This window comes from Hyphomicrobium sp., from assembly GCF_051860585.1.
In the GTDB taxonomy this organism is placed as follows: domain Bacteria; phylum Pseudomonadota; class Alphaproteobacteria; order Rhizobiales; family Hyphomicrobiaceae; genus Hyphomicrobium_C.
This window is the reverse complement of record NZ_JBHYDS010000001.1, coordinates 378969-396525: the sequence shown is the minus strand read 5'-3', so window position 1 is coordinate 396525 and position 17557 is coordinate 378969. Positions and strand designations below refer to the sequence as shown.

15 protein-coding genes are annotated in these 17557 nt (G+C 63.1%); 9 read left to right on the top strand and 6 right to left on the bottom strand.

From position 1 onward, the window contains the following. Positions 1-49 precede the first annotated feature (49 nt). Positions 50-430: a hypothetical protein gene (locus tag ACTIFK_RS01775; protein ID WP_439541318.1), complete on the bottom strand. Its 381-nt coding sequence runs from the start codon at positions 428-430 to the stop codon at positions 50-52. Between the two features lie 771 nt (positions 431-1201). Here ACTIFK_RS01775 and ACTIFK_RS01770 point away from each other — a divergent pair. Both ACTIFK_RS01770 and rsgA read left to right on the top strand, forming a co-directional pair. Further along, on the top strand, positions 1202-1411 hold the full coding sequence (locus tag ACTIFK_RS01770) for a cold-shock protein (protein ID WP_439541317.1): 210 nt from the start codon (positions 1202-1204) through the stop codon (positions 1409-1411). Between the two features lie 144 nt (positions 1412-1555). Beyond that, a complete protein-coding gene (gene rsgA, locus ACTIFK_RS01765; RefSeq protein WP_439541316.1) occupies positions 1556-2494 on the top strand; it encodes a ribosome small subunit-dependent GTPase A in 939 nt (312 codons plus the stop codon). A gap of 215 nt (positions 2495-2709) precedes the next feature. On the opposite strand, the gene ACTIFK_RS01760 is transcribed toward rsgA, so the two are convergent. From ACTIFK_RS01760 to ACTIFK_RS01750, 3 genes are all read right to left on the bottom strand, one after another. Next, positions 2710-5334 carry an autotransporter outer membrane beta-barrel domain-containing protein gene (locus tag ACTIFK_RS01760; protein WP_439541315.1) on the bottom strand — a complete coding sequence of 875 codons (2625 nt, stop codon included), beginning with the start codon at positions 5332-5334 and terminating at the stop codon, positions 2710-2712. A gap of 284 nt (positions 5335-5618) precedes the next feature. Next, positions 5619-7544 (bottom strand): PAS domain S-box protein, encoded by a 1926-nt coding sequence (locus tag ACTIFK_RS01755; protein ID WP_439541314.1) that lies wholly within the window; start codon positions 7542-7544, stop codon positions 5619-5621. Between the two features lie 130 nt (positions 7545-7674). Beyond that, a complete protein-coding gene (locus ACTIFK_RS01750) occupies positions 7675-8049 on the bottom strand; it encodes a YbaN family protein (RefSeq protein ID WP_439541313.1) in 375 nt (124 codons plus the stop codon). A 218-nt stretch (positions 8050-8267) separates the two neighbouring features. On the opposite strand from ACTIFK_RS01750, the gene ACTIFK_RS01745 reads away from it, so the two are divergent. Together ACTIFK_RS01745 and ACTIFK_RS01740 are read left to right on the top strand one after the other, a co-directional pair. After that, positions 8268-9917 carry an L-lactate permease gene (locus ACTIFK_RS01745; protein ID WP_439541312.1) on the top strand — a complete coding sequence of 550 codons (1650 nt, stop codon included), beginning with the start codon at positions 8268-8270 and terminating at the stop codon, positions 9915-9917. A 384-nt stretch (positions 9918-10301) separates the two neighbouring features. Next, positions 10302-11255, top strand: a complete 954-nt coding sequence (locus ACTIFK_RS01740) for a hypothetical protein (RefSeq protein WP_439541311.1) — start codon at positions 10302-10304, stop codon at positions 11253-11255. A gap of 8 nt (positions 11256-11263) precedes the next feature. On the opposite strand, the gene ACTIFK_RS01735 is transcribed toward ACTIFK_RS01740, so the two are convergent. Further along, a complete protein-coding gene (locus ACTIFK_RS01735) occupies positions 11264-12061 on the bottom strand; it encodes a tellurite resistance TerB family protein (RefSeq protein ID WP_439541310.1) in 798 nt (265 codons plus the stop codon). A gap of 214 nt (positions 12062-12275) precedes the next feature. Between ACTIFK_RS01735 and ACTIFK_RS01730 the strand changes: the two genes are divergently transcribed. Together ACTIFK_RS01730 and ACTIFK_RS01725 are read left to right on the top strand one after the other, a co-directional pair. After that, positions 12276-13352 carry an OpgC family protein gene (locus tag ACTIFK_RS01730; RefSeq protein ID WP_439541309.1) on the top strand — a complete coding sequence of 359 codons (1077 nt, stop codon included), beginning with the start codon at positions 12276-12278 and terminating at the stop codon, positions 13350-13352. Continuing rightward, positions 13319-14212: an SGNH/GDSL hydrolase family protein gene (locus tag ACTIFK_RS01725; RefSeq protein ID WP_439541308.1), complete on the top strand. Its 894-nt coding sequence runs from the start codon at positions 13319-13321 to the stop codon at positions 14210-14212. The genes ACTIFK_RS01730 and ACTIFK_RS01725 overlap by 34 nt, the downstream gene beginning before the upstream one ends. 272 nt (positions 14213-14484) lie before the next feature. Here ACTIFK_RS01725 and ACTIFK_RS01720 read toward each other — a convergent pair whose 3' ends face one another. Then, entirely contained in the window at positions 14485-14706 is a 222-nt protein-coding gene (locus ACTIFK_RS01720) for a hypothetical protein (protein WP_439541307.1), read from the bottom strand. Positions 14707-14918: 212 nt separating this feature from the next. On the opposite strand from ACTIFK_RS01720, the gene ACTIFK_RS01715 reads away from it, so the two are divergent. The 3 genes from ACTIFK_RS01715 to ACTIFK_RS01705 all read left to right on the top strand — a co-directional run bounded on the left by ACTIFK_RS01715 (position 14919) and on the right by ACTIFK_RS01705 (position 17548). After that, the gene (locus ACTIFK_RS01715) at positions 14919-16520 is read left to right on the top strand and encodes an ATP-binding protein (RefSeq protein ID WP_439541306.1); all 1602 of its coding nucleotides are present in this window, start codon (positions 14919-14921) and stop codon (positions 16518-16520) included. Beyond that, the gene (locus ACTIFK_RS01710; protein ID WP_439541305.1) at positions 16495-17094 is read left to right on the top strand and encodes a response regulator transcription factor; all 600 of its coding nucleotides are present in this window, start codon (positions 16495-16497) and stop codon (positions 17092-17094) included. The genes ACTIFK_RS01715 and ACTIFK_RS01710 overlap by 26 nt, the downstream gene beginning before the upstream one ends. 121 nt (positions 17095-17215) lie before the next feature. Continuing rightward, on the top strand, positions 17216-17548 hold the full coding sequence (locus ACTIFK_RS01705) for a hypothetical protein (protein ID WP_439541304.1): 333 nt from the start codon (positions 17216-17218) through the stop codon (positions 17546-17548). Positions 17549-17557: the final 9 nt, after the last annotated feature.

The window sequence follows — 17557 nt, the reverse complement described above, 5'->3', positions numbered from 1 at the left end:
ATAGGTAGCGACATGCCCAATATATCTATACTAAAATAGTATAGTTTTGTTAATGCGCAAGCATGGCTGTCGGCCTTGCATCGACTTCTGACAAGGAATCGGCGAGCAGCAGAGCGTTCCCGCGGGGCATCGAGAAGCTGACGCCAAACCCGTCTTTCGTGCGCAGTGTCACGATGAGGGAAGCCGGATCCGTGGCCTGCTCGATGGACCAGGAGCCGATGGGGTAGGCGTATCGGAACGAACCGTCTCGCAACTGGCGGCGCAACGCGGCTTCGATGAGGCTCGGCAAGGTCATGGACAGATTGCCGATGTCGGGAATCTGAAACCGCAGCGATGCGGGCTTGCCGTCCTCATCCACGAGGCTGAGCGTGACGGTCTTTCCATCATCGCTGATGGCATAGGTCGTCATTTCTTTGACATTGATCGACATCAGCGCGCTCCGCTATGCTTGAACGGATATAGCGGTAATGCCGTTGTGACTTGTGCGCAAGATTCAACCGCGTCGGAGTTGGCTTGTCGAATCCGTCAGTCCATTGGCTGCTTTTATCGATGCGTTGAGCACCTCAAGCGAGGCGGACTCACATCCGTCCCTCCGCGTAGTCATGACGCTCGTAGCCGCTTGCACTGAGGTTCTCTCAGCAGCGGCGAATCGAGCCATCGTCGAGGGTGATGCGATCGATGAATGGCGGACGGCAACCACGTTTGACCACCGTGAGCCGGCACCTGATCTCTCGCCTTCACTGTTGAGCGTCGGGCAGATCCGCACCGGCAATATCGGAGAAATAGTCTGCCTCGGCGTTCGGCGAGGGGGGCGATGTCATGTGTGCCGCTCGTCACGGGCAGGCGCCGCGAGGACGATGGGCTTGAGTGTGAACGGGCCGGGCGACCGAGGTTAAAGCCCGGATCCGTGGAGCTTAGGCCCGCCGATGTGCGGATTTCGCGGCCCGTCATCGGCCATCCCGCCGCCTTAATTGATCAACTCAGGCACGTGGCGCCGGTCGTGCCGGTCCCGGCAAGATAAATACTTTGCCGTTGCGACTTAAATGGTGTTAATACCTCCATCGGTTTTGGCCAGACAATCAGGCCGTTTGCCCACCATGTTGGGCCTGCGCTCAGACAATCTCAAAATCGTATAGCCGCATTTGCCGCGTACATATGCGCGCGCAAACGCTTATTGCCTATCCAGACTAAGGAACTCACGATGAACACCGGTACCGTTAAATTCTACAACGCTCAAAAAGGCTTCGGCTTCATTCAGCCGGACGACGGCAGCAAGGACGTTTTCGTCCATGCGACTGCCCTTGAGCGCGCAGGGATGAGCGGCTTGAACGAAGGCCAGAAGGTCTCGTTCGACACGCAGGAAGATCGCCGCACAGGCAAGATCGCAGTCGGCACGATCGCCGCTGCCTAAGCGCCATGGCGCGAAACTTTACGCGCCGGCAGAGTTGGCCGTCCCTCGCGGGGCGGCCATTTTTGCTTGTTCAGCGTCGGCGGATGCAGGCGCAAAAATGTTGATAGCAGCGACCAAGCGAGATGCCCCTGCGGAGGCAGCGGAATGACGCTCGAAACGTTGGGCTGGAGCGAGCTCCGGCAAGAGAAATTCCAACCTTACGCCGCCGACGGCCTGGTGCCTGGCCGCGTGATGGGCGAGCATCGAACGCATTTTCAGGTCGCAACTCACCTGACCGAACTCTCGGCGGAGGCCACCGGCCGGCTCCGCAAGTCCGCCGCGCAACGGTCCGACCTTCCGGGCGTCGGGGACTTCGTGGCCATCCGTCTTTCTCCGGACGATGGCCCGGCAAGCATCGAGGCCGTACTGCCCAGGACCAGCGCGCTTGTCCGCAAGGCGGCAAGCGAACGTCGCCCTCAACTTCTCGCGGCAAACGTCGATGCCGTCTTCATCGTGACCGCACCCGACGGCGATTTCAATCTCCCCCGCCTGGAGCGTTATCTCCGGCTGGTGGAGGAGAGCGGCGCCGACCCGGTTATCATCGTCAACAAGTCGGACCTCACGGAAAATGCCGCGAGCTTCATCGATCAGATCGCTGCAATCGCGCCCGGTATCGCCATGCACGCCATCAGCGCGCGGGGCGAAAGCGGCATGGATGTCCTGGAAGCGTACTTCGAGGGAAATCGAACGATCGTGCTCGTCGGCTCATCCGGCGTTGGTAAATCCACGCTGACCAACCGCCTGATGGGACAAAGCCTGCAAGCGACGCAGGAAGTCCGCGCCCATGACAGCCGGGGCCGTCATACGACGACGCATCGGCAGCTTTTTGTCCGGCCGCACGGGGGAGCGATTATCGATACGCCCGGCATTCGAGGTCTTGAGCTCTGGAATGCGGCGCCGGAGGTCGAAACCATTCCCGATCATATTGCCGAACTCGCGCTGCAGTGCCGGTTCCGCAATTGCCGCCATCAGAGCGAGCCCGGATGCGCGGTACGGGCCGCAATCGAGAACGGCACGATCCAGGCGGACGCCGTCTCGAAATAACCCGGCCATCGCGCTCGCTGCGGAAGCGGAAGACGCTCGTCTCTCTCTTCCCGCGGATCCCGCCTTCGCGTCCGTTCTCTGCCATCGGTATCTGCCACGGTTCCGAATAACCGTCATTCTGCATGGCGACGCTCGCTCTTCGCGACCCTGCACCGAACGGAAGGGCGTTACCCGTGAGCGCGCCTGACCGGGCCGTCGGCTGAACGAAGCGCTCCTCAAAAGCGCCACATGAGCCCGCCGGAAGCTGAGCCGAAGTGGCTTCCGGTGTCCTCCGCCTTGCCTTCGAGCGATATGAAGGCGGTGAGGCCGTCGGCGGTCGTGTGCTCGCCCCTGGCGCTCACGAAGCCAGCAACCGCACTGTCATCGCCGCCCGCGTCGAACACAATGGCTTGTCCCAAAAGCGCGCCGGAAAAATCGCCGTCACCGAACTGAGCGCGACCCTCGATGCCGCCGGACAGCGTCAGCCGTCCATAGGCGCCGTCGGCCGAACGGCTTTCGAAAGGCAACGCCAGAGCCGCCCGCGCCACACCGAGATGGATGTCCCGATCGTCGGTGGAAAATCCGTCCGCCGCGCCGCGCTCGGAGAAACCATCGAGGAACAAGCCCGCATAGCGCAAGGTGAGCACCTGCTCGAGGCGAATGCCGAAGGGAGAGACCGGTTGCGTGATGGTGAGTTCCGGCGAGATGAAAACGCCGCCGTACCCGGCCGTTGCCGTCTCGATACCGCCGACGGCGAGGTTGTTGCCGACCTCCCGTTCGCGATCGTAGTCGGAGTAGCCCGCCGTGAACACGAAATCGAATGCGGTGCTGCCAAAAGCGGTCGAGGCGTAGACGCCGCCAAAGACGCTGTCGATGGTGGTCTTCTGCGTGTCGAGCGCGTTTGCGATCTCGCCCCCGGAGCCGCCGAGGAAGAAGCCTGCGCGTGTGCTGGCGGACACCGGGGCGTCGACGCCGGACACCACGCCTGCAACACGGCTATCGGTTTCGGTGGCGGCACCATCCCCTGTCGGCTCGCGGAATCCGCCGAAGCCCTGGATCCACGCATCGCGGTGCGGCTTCGCTCCGTCTGCATAGCGCAGCCCGCTCAACCGGCCCGTGACCGCAGATGAAATTCCACCGGTGAGATCCGCGAACGCGACGTCCTCGGCCGCCAGCGTCGTCGGGTCGAGCACGGCCACCCGCGCGCCCGAAACCGCGACGGGTGCGCCGCCGGCATCGAGCGTCTCGGGCGCCTTATCGAATGTGTAGACGAGGGAGATGCCGCGATCGACGACGAGCGTGTCCGCGCCGCCGCCGAACGCGATGGCGCCCCCGATGACGGAGCCCGTTTTGAGGGTCAGGACGTTGTCCTGCGCGCCGAAGAAGGCGATGGCGGTGAACTGATCGGAGAGGATGCGCCCCGAATTGGTCACCTGGCTGTCCGCGCCCGACGACAGGATGGCCATGGCCTGCGATCCCGAAACGACGATCGCCCCGCTGTTGTCGATCCGGGCGCCCACGCCCGCGGACACGATGCCCTGCGCGCGCGATCCGGTCGTCGCGATCGTCCCGCTGTTGGTGATCCGCACGTCATCTCCCGTCGTGTAGACGGCGTGCGCCTGCATCCCCGACGTCACAATCGCGCTGCTGTTGGCGATTTCCGCGCCGGCACCCTCCGAGCGGATGCCGGAAGCCAAGAGGCCGATGGTAATAATCGCCCCGCGGTTGTCGATCCGCGCATCGGCCTCGTCGGACACGATGGCGTCGGTCAGCATGCTGGTCGTGAAGACGACGCCGCTATTGGTGATCTGGGCACCCGGGCCGTGCGCGACGATGCCGTACGCTTCCATTCCGGTCGTTTCGATCTTACCGCTGTTGCGGATGATGTCATTCGCGCCCTCGGAAAAGATGCCGACGGAAAAGTCTCCGGTTGTCGAAATCGTGTGGCTGTTGCGGATATTCGCGTTGGCGCCCGACGATGAGATGCCGACGCCGCTATCGCCGGCCGTGGAAATCGTTCCTCCGTTTATGATCTGGTTGTTGTCGCTCTCCGAGGACATTCCCTTGCCCAGCACCCCGGTGGTCGTAATCGTTCCCCTGTTTTCAATTCGGGTAGAGGCATCGACCGCGAAAATGCCGTGAGCGTCCCGTCCGCTGGTCGTGATGGTTCCGAAATTGATGGCCCCCGCGCCATCTTGGAACGTACGAATGCCGTCCGAAGAATTTCCCGTCGTAGTAATCGTGCCGTAATTTACGACCGCCGCTTCGGCGCCATCTGAATACATGCCGACCGAGTTCGTCCCAGAGGTGACGATTGACCCGCGATTGATGCTCGTGGCATTGGCGCCGAAGGAATAGATACCGCTGGAGCCCAGCCCGGTGGTCGTAATCACCCCGGTGTTGATGACGTTTCGAGCGGAAATGGCCGCGGAGAATCTCCCTGTGGCGGAGACGTCACCGCTGTTGTCGACCAGGCTATCGGCCCCGGCCGAAAGAATGCCAATTGAGAAATCTCCGGTCGCGAGCACCGTACCGCTGTTCGTGATCCTGGCATTGGCGCCGTCTGCGTCAACGCCGTAGGAGGAAGCTCCCGTGACGTTGATTGCGCCGCCGTTGTCGAGGATTTGGTCGGCGCCGCGCATCTCGACGCCCGTCGCGCCGCCGGTGATCGTTCCGCCGCGTTCGATGCGGCCGATATCGCCCGCGCCCGTCATGGCCTGGCTGCCAACCGTCTGGCCCGAGCCGACAATGAAATCCTGTGCACGCACCGGCGCCGCGGACGCGAGCACGCCACCCATGGCTGCCAGCGCCAGGATGCTACCAGGAAGTCGCGGCTGATGAATGATGGTTGTGCGGCTCACAGTTTCCCCCTCGTCGAAACGCTCTGAGTGCTGAACGTCGGACAAGGAGAAGGAACAACCAATGACCGCAGCCGAATGGCCCTCATTCGCCACTAGCGTGTAACAACCGAAAATTCAATCCGTTGGGTCGGCAAGGAACGCAGGTCGTTCGCAAAAAATTCGTCTGATGACAGATTCGGAATCCGTGCGACGTCTGCATGTGCGACGTCTGTCTATACTGCGGTCTGAGCTGATCCGCGCATACGGCGAGTAGACCCGAAACGCTTCCACTCCAGGAGCGGCAGCTACGTCGCTGGGATCGTCTTGGAGATTTCGCGCTCAAGCGCGCGGAGGTCGAACGGCTTCTGCAGCTTGCGGAGCTCGGGGCCTTCGCCTTTCGGGAGTTCCGCGTAGCCGGTGGCAATGATGATCGGAAGACCGGGGCGTTCGCTCGCGACGACCTTTGCAAGTTCAGCACCGGTCATTTTCGGCATGGCGTGGTCGGTGATCAGCAGATCGACGTCGGTGATCTTCAGTAGCTCCAGCGCTTTTGCCCCGGAATGCGCGGGGACGGGCGTATGTCCGAGCTCCTCAAGCATCGCCGTGGTATTCAACAGCACGAGCGGATCGTCGTCGACAACGAGAATTGTGAAGCGTTTCCCCTCCGACGCGGAAGCATGCGCGACCGTGGGCGCTCCTTCCAAAACGGGGTCCGCCATCGGGAAATAGAGTTCGACCGTCGTTCCCTCGCCCAAGCGGCTGCGAAGGACAAGGCTGCCTCCCAATTGGTCCGCCATGCCGTGCACCATCGAAAGTCCGAGTCCCGTGCCCTTGCCGACGCCCTTGGTCGTAAAGAACGGCTCGGAGGCGCGCGCCAGCGTGGCCGCATCCATTCCTTCACCAGTGTCGCTGACGCAAAGGGAAACGGCGTCGTGAGGCGCCACGCCCGTGCTGCCCGGCTGCGTGACCTTACGCAGCGTAAACGTCAGCGTGCCGCCCCCCGGCATTGCGTCGCGGGAGTTGACGGCGAGATTGAGGATCGCGAGTTCGAGCTGGTTCGGGTCGACGCGCGCAAACAGGGGCTCGCGCGGAAAATCGGTTTCGATGGTGATGCTCGGGCCAAGCGAGCGCTGCAGCAATTCGTGCATCCCGCGGATCAAGCTGGCAAGATCGGTCGGCTTGACGACGAGTTCCTGACGTCGCGCGAAGGCGAGCATGCGTTGAGTCAACGTAATGCCGCGCTGCGCGCCCATCATGGCATTGTCGAGAAATGGGGTCAGCCGGGGATCGGGCGGCAACCGCTTCTTAATGAGTTCGAGACTGCCGGTGATGGCCATCAAGAGATTGTTGAAGTCATGCGCCACGCCGCCGGTGAGGCGGCCGATCGCTTCCATCTTCTGCGATTGCATCAGCTGCTCGCGGGTTCGTTCGAGCGATTCCTGCGCAAGCTTCCTCTCGGTGATGTCGCGGGTGATCTTGGCGTAGCCGATGATGTCGCCGGTCTCGCCGTGGATCGGATCGATGACGACGTGCGCCCAGAACGTCGTGCCATCCTTGCGTACGCGCAGGCCCTCCTTTTCGAACCGGCCGTCGCGCGCCGCGACGGCCAGCGATTGGCGCGGACCGTCGAGTGCTCTTTCCTCCGGCGTATAGAAAACGCCGAAATGCTGCCCGACGATCTCGTCGGCGGAGTAGCCCTTGATGCGTTGCGCACCGGAATTCCAGTTGGTGACGTTCCCGTTCACATCCAGCATGTAGATGGCGTAGTCGGTGACGCTCTGCACGAGCAGCCGGAATTGCTCTTCGCGGTGCCTCAATTGTTCGGCGGCCTGGCGGCGTTCGGTGAGATCGCGCGTGACTTTCGCGTAACCGATCAGCCCGCCCGCGGCGTCGCGAATAGGGTCGATGACGACATGCGCCCAGAACTGAGTGCCATCTTTCCTGACGCGCCAGCCCTCGGCTTCGTATTTTCCTTCGACCCGCGCGGTCTTGAGCGCATGCTCCGGCAATCCGGATTGCTGATCGTCCGGCCGGTAGAACGTGGAGAAGTGGCGGCCGATGATTTCCCAGTCCTGGTAACCCTTGAACCGCCGGGCGCCGTTGTTCCAGCTGACGACAATTCCATTGGGATCGAGCATGTAGATCGCGTAGTCGACCACCCCTTCGACGAGGAGGCGATAGCGCTCGTCGTCGTTAATAGTCGCCTGCATGAGTTGTGGTTGTGTGGTCATTCCGCCGCTCGATCAACCTCCCTCAACGGCCGAAGGCGATTAAGGTTCCCCATAATAGGCATGGCGGTTGGAAAACAACCCGCGCGTGCACATTATCCTCCGGCAGCGGAGGAAGCATCGCCCAGATCGATCAGGTCTCGGTCGGAAACCACCACATGGCGAAGGAGCCGCCAAGCGCGGCCGCGATCACGAACCCGAGCAGGACCGGTCTCGAAAACCCGGCTGCGATGGCGGTGAACAGCACCGACCCCCACGCCATGGCCAGCGCAAACAGCTTCACCTCGAGCCGGATCGTGCGCCGCTCCTCGAAGCGCTGCGCCTCGGCCAGCGCTTGGCGAAGGACGGGAATGCGCTCCAGTTCGCGCATGAGGCGCGGGCTCGAGCGCGCAAAGGCCCAGAGCGCCACGAGCAGGAAGGGGGTCGCCGGCAAACCGGGCAGCATGGCTCCCGCAATCGCCAGCAGCGTCGCGATGCTTCCGATGACGAGATAGCCAAGCTTCAGCACGCGCGTTCCAGAAGTGTTTCGGCCAGAAGTGCCAGAATTGTTTGTGTGTGAGCGAGCACGCTAGTGCGGCGGGCCAGAAAGTGGAAACTAAAAATCAGCAAGGTTGCTGTCCGGTGGCGGATAAATCGGGACGGGGGCAAGTGCGGCACAATCCGTTTCCGTTCGCCGCAGGGGTGGTATAGCTGAGGCGGATATCGGGTGGGCGCATTGGGGGATGCATGTGGCCGCAGACATATGACCCATTCGGCAACATGCTGGCGTCGACCGCCGTCGCCGCGATTCCCGTCGTCGTGCTCCTCGGCGGCATCGCGATCCTCGAGATCCGCGCCCATCTGGCCGCGGCTCTGGGGCTCGTCGCCGCGCTCCTGGTCGCGATCTTCGCTTACGGAATGCCGCCGCACATGGCGGGCCTGGCCGCCGCATACGGCGCCGCGTTCGGACTGCTGCCCATCGGCTGGATCATTCTCAACGTCATTTTCCTCTATCAGATGACGAGCGAGAAGGGCGAATTCGCCATTCTCCAGCGGTCCATCAGCACCATCAGCGACGACCGCCGCCTCCAGCTCTTGTTCATCGCGTTTTGCCTCGGCGCCTTCTTCGAAGGCGCGGCCGGGTTCGGCACGCCGGTTGCCGTCACGGCGGCCATGCTGATCGGGCTCGGGTTCACCCCGTTGGCCGCGTCGGGCCTGTCCCTGATCGCCAATACCGCGCCAGTCGCATTCGGCGCCCTCGGCACGCCCGTCATCGCGCTTGCCGCCGTCACCGGCCTCGATCTGCATGAATTGAGCGGCATGATCGGGCGGCAGCTCCCGTTCTTTTCCATCATCGTGCCGTTCTGGCTCGTCTGGGCCTTCGTCGGCTTCCGGAAGATGATCGAGGTTTGGCCGCCAATCCTCGTCGCAGGCGCGGCGTTCGCCATTCCGCAATATCTTGTTTCGAATTTTCACGGTCCCTGGCTGGTGGACATCGTGGCGGCGCTCGTGTCGATGGCCTCGCTGGCCGCGTTCCTGCGCGTCTGGCAGCCCGCCACACCCATGACGACGGTCGCGGATCAGCCGGCAGCGACGCCGTCCTCGGCGGCGAAGCCGGTCACGGCCGCACTGCCCGCGGCCGCCGTGCGGCGTGCTTGGACGCCGTGGATCGTGCTCTCGGTTTTCGTATTCGCTTGGGGAACGCCGCAGGTTCGCAGCGCTCTTGATGCCGTCTGGGCGGCGAAGATCCCGATCGTCGGCCTGGATGGCCAGGTCCAGAAGATGCCTCCGGTCGTCGCCGCGCCGCACGTCGAGCAGGCCGTCTATTCTCTCAACCTGCTTTCGGCGACCGGCACCGGCATTCTAGTCTCGGCGATCATCGCCGGGTTCTTCCTTGGCTACCGGCCCGGCGAGCTGCTGCGTATGTATGCGCGCACGCTCTGGCTCGTCCGCTACTCGCTCGTCACCATCGCCTGCATGCTCGCGATCGGATTCGTCTCACGCTATTCAGGCACCGACGCGACCCTCGGCTTGGCGCTGGCTAACACCGGCTGGCTGTACCCGTTCTTCGGCACGCTCATCGGTTGGCTCGGCGTCGCGCTCACGGGATCGGATACGGCGTCGAACGTGCTGTTCGGCGGCCTGCAGCGCGTCACGGCCGAGCAGGTCGGGATCCATCCCGTCCTGATGGCCTCCGCCAACAGTTCCGGCGGCGTCATGGGCAAGATGATCGATGCCCAGTCGATCGTCGTCGCGTCCACGGCGACACGGTGGTACGGCCACGAAGGGTCCATTCTACGCTTCGTCTTTTTCCACTCCGTCGCGCTCGCGGTCATGGTCGGCATGCTGGTGATGGGTCAGGCCTACGTGTGGCCGCTGACGCTGCTCGCGCCGTAGCGCCGGCGCCGCTCCCGGAACAAATCTCGGCCCGGTCGCGTTTTTCTGCCACGTGACCGAACACCTGACCGGCCGAGATAGGGAGAGATATCAATGGCAGATCGCGAAATCGTTACTCCAACGGAAGCACGTCAAGCGACTCCGCAGCGTATGAACTATCGCGTCCTCACCCGGTCGCTTCTGTTAGCGCTCGCCGCCGCTGTTCTCGTTTATGCGTACTTCTACATGCAGTCGCCGGCGTAGGGAGTTCCGTGGCGACACGCAGCTCCGGCAAGCGACGGCGCCGGAGAAAGTTCTGTCTATGCGTAGGCGGAAAATTTAGTCGACACCCGAGAAATGCACATGGTTTAGTCACGTCTCGCTTGGGCCGGGGAGTGACGGGGCGTGGACGGAACCGAAATCGCGTTGCGCCTCGTGGGAGCGTTCTACGTCTTTGCAGGCTACGTCGCGACGCGCGCGACTCTCATGTCGCTTTTTCTGGATCGCGCCATAGCCGCCATCGGCGCAACCAAACCGAAGCAGGCGGAGCTCGCGCGAAGTTACTGGCTGCTAGGTGCAGCCGCGCTCGTATTGGCGGGCGGCGCAACCCTGATGGCGGTGCTGGATATCGCGGCCTGGCTATTCCTCGCATCCGCGGTGGGACAAGCCGTGTATCTCTTCGTTCTGGCCCCGCGCATGCTCGATGCCCAGGATCCGCCCGACGAGGTCGGCCGTCGGCAATCGACCAACGCGTTCATCATCTATCTTGCGGCGACCGCTTTCGTCGTGTGGGCGTTGTCGGCGGGCAAGCTCGAAAGCGTATGGCTCGCACATCCCCTGGCGCTGGCCGCAGTCGGCGCAACGCTCCTGCTCCATGCCGGATATGTTATCCGGTTCCTCGCCGGCTTCGGATCCTCGGCCGGATCCCGAGGCCACTCCGGTGGCCTGTTCCCTCCGTCGGATGATGAGGCCGACTGGGACCCGACGCCGGGAGTCGATCCGGCCACATCCCACTCGATCAAGGTTATGGCCGACTACGGAACGCACGCGCTCTGGGCGCTCGATGACGACATCTACGGAGACATCAATCCCGAGGTGCTGGACCTCTCTCCCGAACTGACGCGCGATCTGATCGCCTGGGCTGACGCGTTTTCGGACTCGCTCGATCTCGACGATCCATCCGAAAGCCGCTGGACGGAGGCCGAACACATGGCCCATGCGGCCATGGCGCGTCCGCTTGCGATCCGCTTGGCTCGCGAAAAGCCCGACCGCGCGATTTACGTGATCGATCCGGACGAGGGGATCGTCGAGGTCAAGGCGGACGAGGATCTGCCCCCGTCCGCCGCCGCATCACCTTGAGAAGCTGACTACGCGGACCGCGCTTGCGGCGCGATCGCAACGTCGCCCTTGGCCGATTGCACCGCCGCTTCGAGATGCGCGACCAGACCGTCTTCGAGCCCGAGCGTCGCCGCCAGATAGCGGAGATAGGCTTGCTCGGCCGGCGTATCCGCGTCGATCGCGATGGCCGAGGCGAGATAGACTTCGCTGCGCGCCTCCGGCGTCGATGCGAGCGACGCGAATTGCTGCGGTGACCACGGCGCCGCGATCTCGCGATCGAGGAACTGGCGCTCTTCGGCATTGATGCCGGCCGCCGCAAGGCGTCCGATGATCCGCTGGCGTTCGGTCTCGTCGATCAGCCCGTCGGAAAGCGCCGCCGCGATCATGGCGCGCAGCAGCAGCAGCGCATGCTCGTCCTTGGGCGGTGCCGCGGGCGCGGTTGCCCCGCTCTGAGCGGCTGCGAGAAATTCGGCGGCGCGTGTTCCGATCAACGGCTTGCCATCGCGATAGTTGGTGTACGCTTTGTAGGCCAATCCGCCGAGCGCGGCCGTCGCTCCCAGCTTGAGGGCATCGCCGGCAATCTCGCGGCCGCCCTTGCTGCCGAGCACCAGCGTCGCCAGTGCGCCGGCTGCCGCCCCGCCCAGGATGCCGCCGCCCTGGCCGCTCAAAAAGCCTTTGGCCTGTTCGATGAGATCGCCGCCCGGCGTCGTGTTTGCTCCAGGTCCCGCGCGCGGTTGCGTCGCCGGCACGGACCCAGTCGCTGTTTGGTCTTGTGCGCCTCCAACTCCACCCATCACCAAATCAAGCAGCTTCGCGGCGTCGATCATAGTTCGCTCCCAACGTTTATCTGTGGGGTGCACATGGGGGAGGAGCCGGGAAAGCTCAAGGTGCACTGCAAAAATCGCTCTTGCGCGCGGCGTTCGACCGCTGCCGATTTTGCCGGGCGGCTGCGATCATTGCTTGTCTAGACCCCGCGGCGCGGGCTTTATGACACAGCCCACCCGAACACCCTCCGCGCAAAGAACGCCGACGAGACGCACGATGCGACCCCCCAATGCGATCGATTTCTGGCGTGGCGTTGCGCTCGTCATGATCTTCATCAACCATATTCCGGGGATGGACTACTCCATCCTGACGTTGCGGAACTACGCCATCTCGGACGCAGCCGAACTGTTCGTGTTCCTGGCCGGCTGCTCGATGGCGTTCGTCGTCAACGGCCGCACGTCGAAAAAGCCCTTGGGCCATTCCGTCTCGCGGTTGCTGTTGCGGGCATTCGAAATCTGGCAGGCGCAGATCGTCACGATCTCCGTGGCGGTGGCGATGCTCGGAGCGGCCGCGCTGGTCTTCAACGATCCTCTGTTTCTCGAATGGCACGGCGCAGGCCCGGCCTTCGTCGATACCGTGCGCGCGTCGATCGGAATGGTGCTGCTGACCTACCAGATCGGCTACTTCAACATCCTTCCGCTCTATGTGGTGCTGTTGCTGATCGCGACGGTGTTCGTCGTCATCGCGCGTTTTTCACTCGTGCTCGCGCTTGCCGCATCGGTGGCGCTGTATGCCGCCACGCTGACGTTTCAACTCGGCCTGCCGAGTTGGCCCGCCGAGGGCGCATGGTTCTTCAATCCGTTATCTTGGCAGTTGCTGATCGTGCTTGGCTACGTCGCCATGTCGGTGAAGCGCGAACGCCCGGCCGCCGAGGATCTTCTGAAACGGGCCTGGCCTTGGGCTGTGGCGCTCGTTCTGCTCGGAGCAACCATCGTTTGGATAGGCTATCGGCCCGATCCCATGGCGGTACCGAATCCTCGATACGTCTTCCTGTTCGACAAGGCCTATCTCTCCCCCGCTCGAATTGTGAGCATGTTGGCGATCGCAATTGCCTTCTATCCAGCATTTCCTTTACTTTCGCGGCGTATGGGACCTGTAGTGCGCTACTGCAGCAGCCTAGGGCGCAACTCGCTGGCCGTGTTCTGCATGGCATCGTTGGTGGCGCTGGGCGGACAGATCGCGCGCTATCTTGGCCAGCCGACGCTGCTGTTCGATACGGCGATCTTGGTGATTGGTCTCGTTGTGTTGGGGGTGACAGCATGGATCGCCGAATTCCGGTCGTCTTCAGCCTAGCGTGCGCGCTGGCCGCGGGCTTTGCCGCAAACGAAGCCGGCGCCACCGGACCCAATCCGAAGCCCGCGGCGGTGCCGGTCGCCGCGCCGGCCATTGCGCCGCCCGTCCAGGGCGAACATCGCCCCCAGGCGGCGCATCGCGCAATGATCCGTGCGGACGTCCCGAATGCCTCCGTCGAATGCAAAGTCAAAAGTCCGTCTTACGAAGGCCGCTCGCCGCTTCGCTACGTCAGGCGCGCTCTGTTGCAAAAGCGTCCGGTGCGCGTCATCGCGCTCGGCTCGTCGTCCACCGTCGGCGTCGGCGCATCGTCGCCGCTTGCCAGTTATCCGGTGCGATTGGAGAACGACCTCGAAGGCGTCATCGAGGGCCTGTCTGTCGAGATGTTTCCGCGCGGCCAATCGGGCGAAGTTGCCGAAGGCGCGGCCGAACGTCTGAAGGCCGAGGTCGCGGCGATCAAGCCGGACCTGATCGTCTGGCAGGTCGGCACCAACGATGCGGTCGCGCGCATCGACCCGGAAGTATTCGGCCAGGAGTTGCGCGAGACGCTGACGTGGCTTGCATCGCACAAGATCGACGTCGTGCTGATTGATCCCCAATACGTCGAGCGCCTGTCGAAGGACACGCGCTATATGAGCATCGTCAACGAGATCGCGACAGTGGCGAGCGAGAAGCGCGTGCTGCTGGTCAATCGATATGAGTCGATGGCCGATCTGGCGCGCCAGCATCCCGGCGCATCGTACCTGTCATCCGATCGGTTCCACCTGAACGATCTCGGCTACAGGTGCATGGCCGAATACGCGGCGCGCGCCATCGTGGCGGGCATCCTGCAGGCCGACGCCGAAAATGGCGCTGGACACTAGCGATTTCGCAATCGGCAGATTTGCAGATTTGCAGATTTGCAGATTTGCAGATTTAGAGAGAGCCAGGCTCGCGGCGTGTCCTGATGTCGGTCATGCGGCAAATCGGGTGCGCGGCGGCCGGGGCAGGAGGCCAAAACCACGGCCTCCCGATTTTATGCGGTCTGCAAGATCACCATGATGATCAGGGCGGACGCTACAAGGAAAATATCGAACAATTTCGTTCCGGTGGGCATGGTCGGATCTCGCCTTGTTATTGTGCCCGCGCGGCGGATTCAGGCGACGGGCTTCAACTCGACGCAGTCGTTGGTTTGCGTCGTGGAAGAGCCAAGAATGGACTCGTCATTGGCTGCACGCTCACAGCGCGCCGGCACGGCCAGCGGGCCTGGGTCGTCCAAATTCGTCATCGCGGTGATGACGCGGACATGAGCGAATCCCTGCGAATACGCAGCAGGCAGCCGCAGGGCAGACTCGTTTTCGGCGGTGGCGTCGATCATCGGGTCCTCCGTCAGCTTCTGTTAGCGATAGTGGTCGAGCAGGCTTGTAAGCTCCAACCTGCGGCGAATGTTCCAGTGCCGCAATTGGCTTCAGTACGTAGAAGGAGCCCCTAGGGAGTATTACGTATCTGTAAATTATTGAAATCGTTGAATAATGGACGGGCTTCACCCTTGAAAAGGCTCGTCAAAGGGCTGGATTTGCAGGGCCAAAGATGAACGATGACCGCCTCTATCGACGCCTTGCCCTGGGGTGCCTCTTCCTCGTGACCTACGTTGCGCTCGATTACGTGAGCTATGTGAAGCCTTACCGGGGCCTCGGCATCACGCCGTGGAACCCGCCCCCCGGCCTCAGCATCGCCGTCGTATTTCTGGGCGGCTGGTTCTATGCGCCGTTCGTGCTGATTGCCCCCGCCTTGGCCGACGCCGTGGTGCGGGGCTCGGCGCTCGGAGTGGGTCTCGAATTTGGCCTTTCGATCGCCATCGGCGCCACCTACGTCGCCGGCGGTTTCGCGCTGCAGCATATCGCGACGTTCGACCCGCGCTTTCGGCTTGTGCGCGATGCCCTGACCTTGATCGGCGTCGGGACCGCGGCGGCCTTGGTCGCCGCCGCCGCGTATGTCGTCATCCTTCTGTCCGCCGGCGCCATCTTCCAGAACGAGGTGGTCGTGGTGGCCTGGCGCGCCGCGGTCGGAGACATTATCGGCATCCTCGTCATCGCCCCGCTCGTGCTTTTGGCCGTGACCTATCGTCCGTGGCCGCGCCTGGAGCCGCTGGTCGTGGCGCAGTTCGTGGCCTTGATCTGTTCGCTCGGGGTGGTGTTCGGCTACCAGGACGCCACCGCGTTCCAGCTCTTCTATCTGTTGTTCCTGCCGCTGCTCTGGATTGCGTTGAGCTACGGTCCGCCGGGCGCCGCGGTCGGACTCCTCCTCATCCAAGTCGGCCTCATCATCGGCGCCGAGATCCGCTTCGGGCCCGACCCCGGCCTCGGCGCGTTGCAGGTCCTGATGACGGCGCTCACGATCACCGGTCTGATCGTCGGCACCATCGTCGCCGAGCGCGAGGATACCGCCGCGCGTCTCCGCGATCAGCAGGCGGCCATCAACCGCGCCCTGCGCATCCGCTCGGCCGGTGAGGTGGCTGCAACCATCGCGCACGAAATCAATCAGCCGCTGACGGCGCTCACGACGTATGCAGGCATTGCCGCCAAGGCGATGCAGGACGGCCGGCTGGATCTGCTCGCACGCGCGGTCGACAAGATCAGGAGTGAGAGCGCGCGCGCCAATGACGTGCTGCAGGGCATTCGCGAACTCCTGCGTCAGGGCACGCTGACGAAACGCCCCGTCGATCTCAAAGCCAAGCTCCAGGAGCTTGACGACCTTCTCTCCGAGGATCTGCAGAAAAAAGGCATTCGCCTCGTCATCGGCATCACGCCCGATTTTCCGGTCATCCGCGCCGACGGCATCCAGTTGCAGCAGGCCATACACAACTTGATCGTGAACGGCGCTGAGGCCATTCTGGCCGCTTCGCGCGCCGGCGCGATAAAAGTGCACGTCACGCTGACGTCTTACGATGAGGCCGAAATCGAGGTACAGGACGACGGCCCTGGTTTTCCGCCCGGCTTCGATGTCAACGAGCCGGCGCCGTTTACGACCACGAAGCCGGAAGGGTCCGGCCTGGGTCTTGCCGTGGCGCGTTCCATTTCAGAAGCGCACGGTGGAAGTCTCGTGATTGCCACCTCGCCGCGCGGCGCGCGTGTCCTGATGAGACTGCCGATCGAAAGGGAGGATGATGAGCAAGACCGTCAGCGTGATTGACGATGAGGCGTCGGTTCGCGACGCCGTCGCCATGCTTCTCGAAACGCACGGCATGAACGTGTCGTGTTTCGAAGGCGCTGGGGCCTTTCTCGCGGCGCCCTTTGCGGCAGGCTGCATCGTCAGCGACGTCCGCATGCCGGAAATTTCCGGCCTGGATCTTCTGCGGCAACTGCAAAGCGCCGGCGATCCGCGCCCGCTTCTCCTCATGACCGGCCACGGCGACGTCGAGCTGGCCGTTCAGGCGATCAAGCTCGGCGCATTCGATTTCGTGGAAAAGCCATTCAGCAACGAACGCCTCGTGGCGAGCGTGGAGCAGGCATTGGTCGCATCGGAATCGTCGCTCAAATCGCGCCTCGAGCTCGAAGACCTCAAAGGCAAGTTCCAGTCCCTGTCCGACCGCCAGCGCGACACCATGCAATTGCTCGTGCAAGGACTGTCGAACAAGGAGATCGGACAGAAACTCGGCATCAGCCCCCGCACGGTGGAAATTCATCGCACCTGGGTAATGACGAAAATGTCGGCGCGATCGATTGCCGACCTTGTGCGCATGAGCATGGCGCTTGGCCTCGAATAACGGAACCGAAGCGGAGTTACCGAGGGAGGTTGCGGCGCCTCAGTCCTGGAAATTTCGAAATTGTAAGTCGAGCGCATCGTGTGAATCGGCGAAAATCGCCGGCAGGCGATGGGAGGATTTCATGAAACGACGCTTTTCGTTCGGCTTGGCGGGAGTGATGATCGCAGCATTGGCCGCGCCCGCTGCGGCAGATCAGACCGGCTTTGCCGCGATGCACGACATGGCCCGCGTCGGCGGCAAGATGTGCATGACGGATCACTACCACTACGGCAGCGGCAAGGGCGCCAGCAAGGCGGCGGCGCAGCGTGCTGCGATCGGCTCGTGGCAAAGCTTCACGGATTTCGAGTACGGCAGCGACTGGGCGCGCTTCAGCAAGGCCGTCGGCAAGCGCATGAGCTGCTCTCAATCGGGCAGCGGCTACGATTGCCAGGTCGAGGCGCGGCCCTGCCGCTAACGGAAGGCT

Bases quoted from the DNA above. Each gene is read 5' to 3' on its own strand.
- ACTIFK_RS01775 (WP_439541318.1), bottom strand. From the start codon at position 430: ATGTCGATCAATGTCAAAGAAATGACGACCTATGCCATCAGCGATGAT.
- ACTIFK_RS01770 (WP_439541317.1), top strand. From the start codon at position 1,202: ATGAACACCGGTACCGTTAAATTCTACAACGCTCAAAAAGGCTTCGGC.
- rsgA (WP_439541316.1), top strand. From the start codon at position 1,556: ATGACGCTCGAAACGTTGGGCTGGAGCGAGCTCCGGCAAGAGAAATTC.
- ACTIFK_RS01755 (WP_439541314.1), bottom strand. From the start codon at position 7,544: ATGACCACACAACCACAACTCATGCAGGCGACTATTAACGACGACGAG.
- ACTIFK_RS01745 (WP_439541312.1), top strand. From the start codon at position 8,268: ATGTGGCCGCAGACATATGACCCATTCGGCAACATGCTGGCGTCGACC.
- ACTIFK_RS01735 (WP_439541310.1), bottom strand. From the start codon at position 12,061: ATGATCGACGCCGCGAAGCTGCTTGATTTGGTGATGGGTGGAGTTGGA.
- ACTIFK_RS01730 (WP_439541309.1), top strand. From the start codon at position 12,276: ATGCGACCCCCCAATGCGATCGATTTCTGGCGTGGCGTTGCGCTCGTC.
- ACTIFK_RS01725 (WP_439541308.1), top strand. From the start codon at position 13,319: ATGGATCGCCGAATTCCGGTCGTCTTCAGCCTAGCGTGCGCGCTGGCC.
- ACTIFK_RS01720 (WP_439541307.1), bottom strand. From the start codon at position 14,706: ATGATCGACGCCACCGCCGAAAACGAGTCTGCCCTGCGGCTGCCTGCT.
- ACTIFK_RS01715 (WP_439541306.1), top strand. From the start codon at position 14,919: ATGAACGATGACCGCCTCTATCGACGCCTTGCCCTGGGGTGCCTCTTC.
- ACTIFK_RS01710 (WP_439541305.1), top strand. From the start codon at position 16,495: ATGAGCAAGACCGTCAGCGTGATTGACGATGAGGCGTCGGTTCGCGAC.
- ACTIFK_RS01705 (WP_439541304.1), top strand. From the start codon at position 17,216: ATGAAACGACGCTTTTCGTTCGGCTTGGCGGGAGTGATGATCGCAGCA.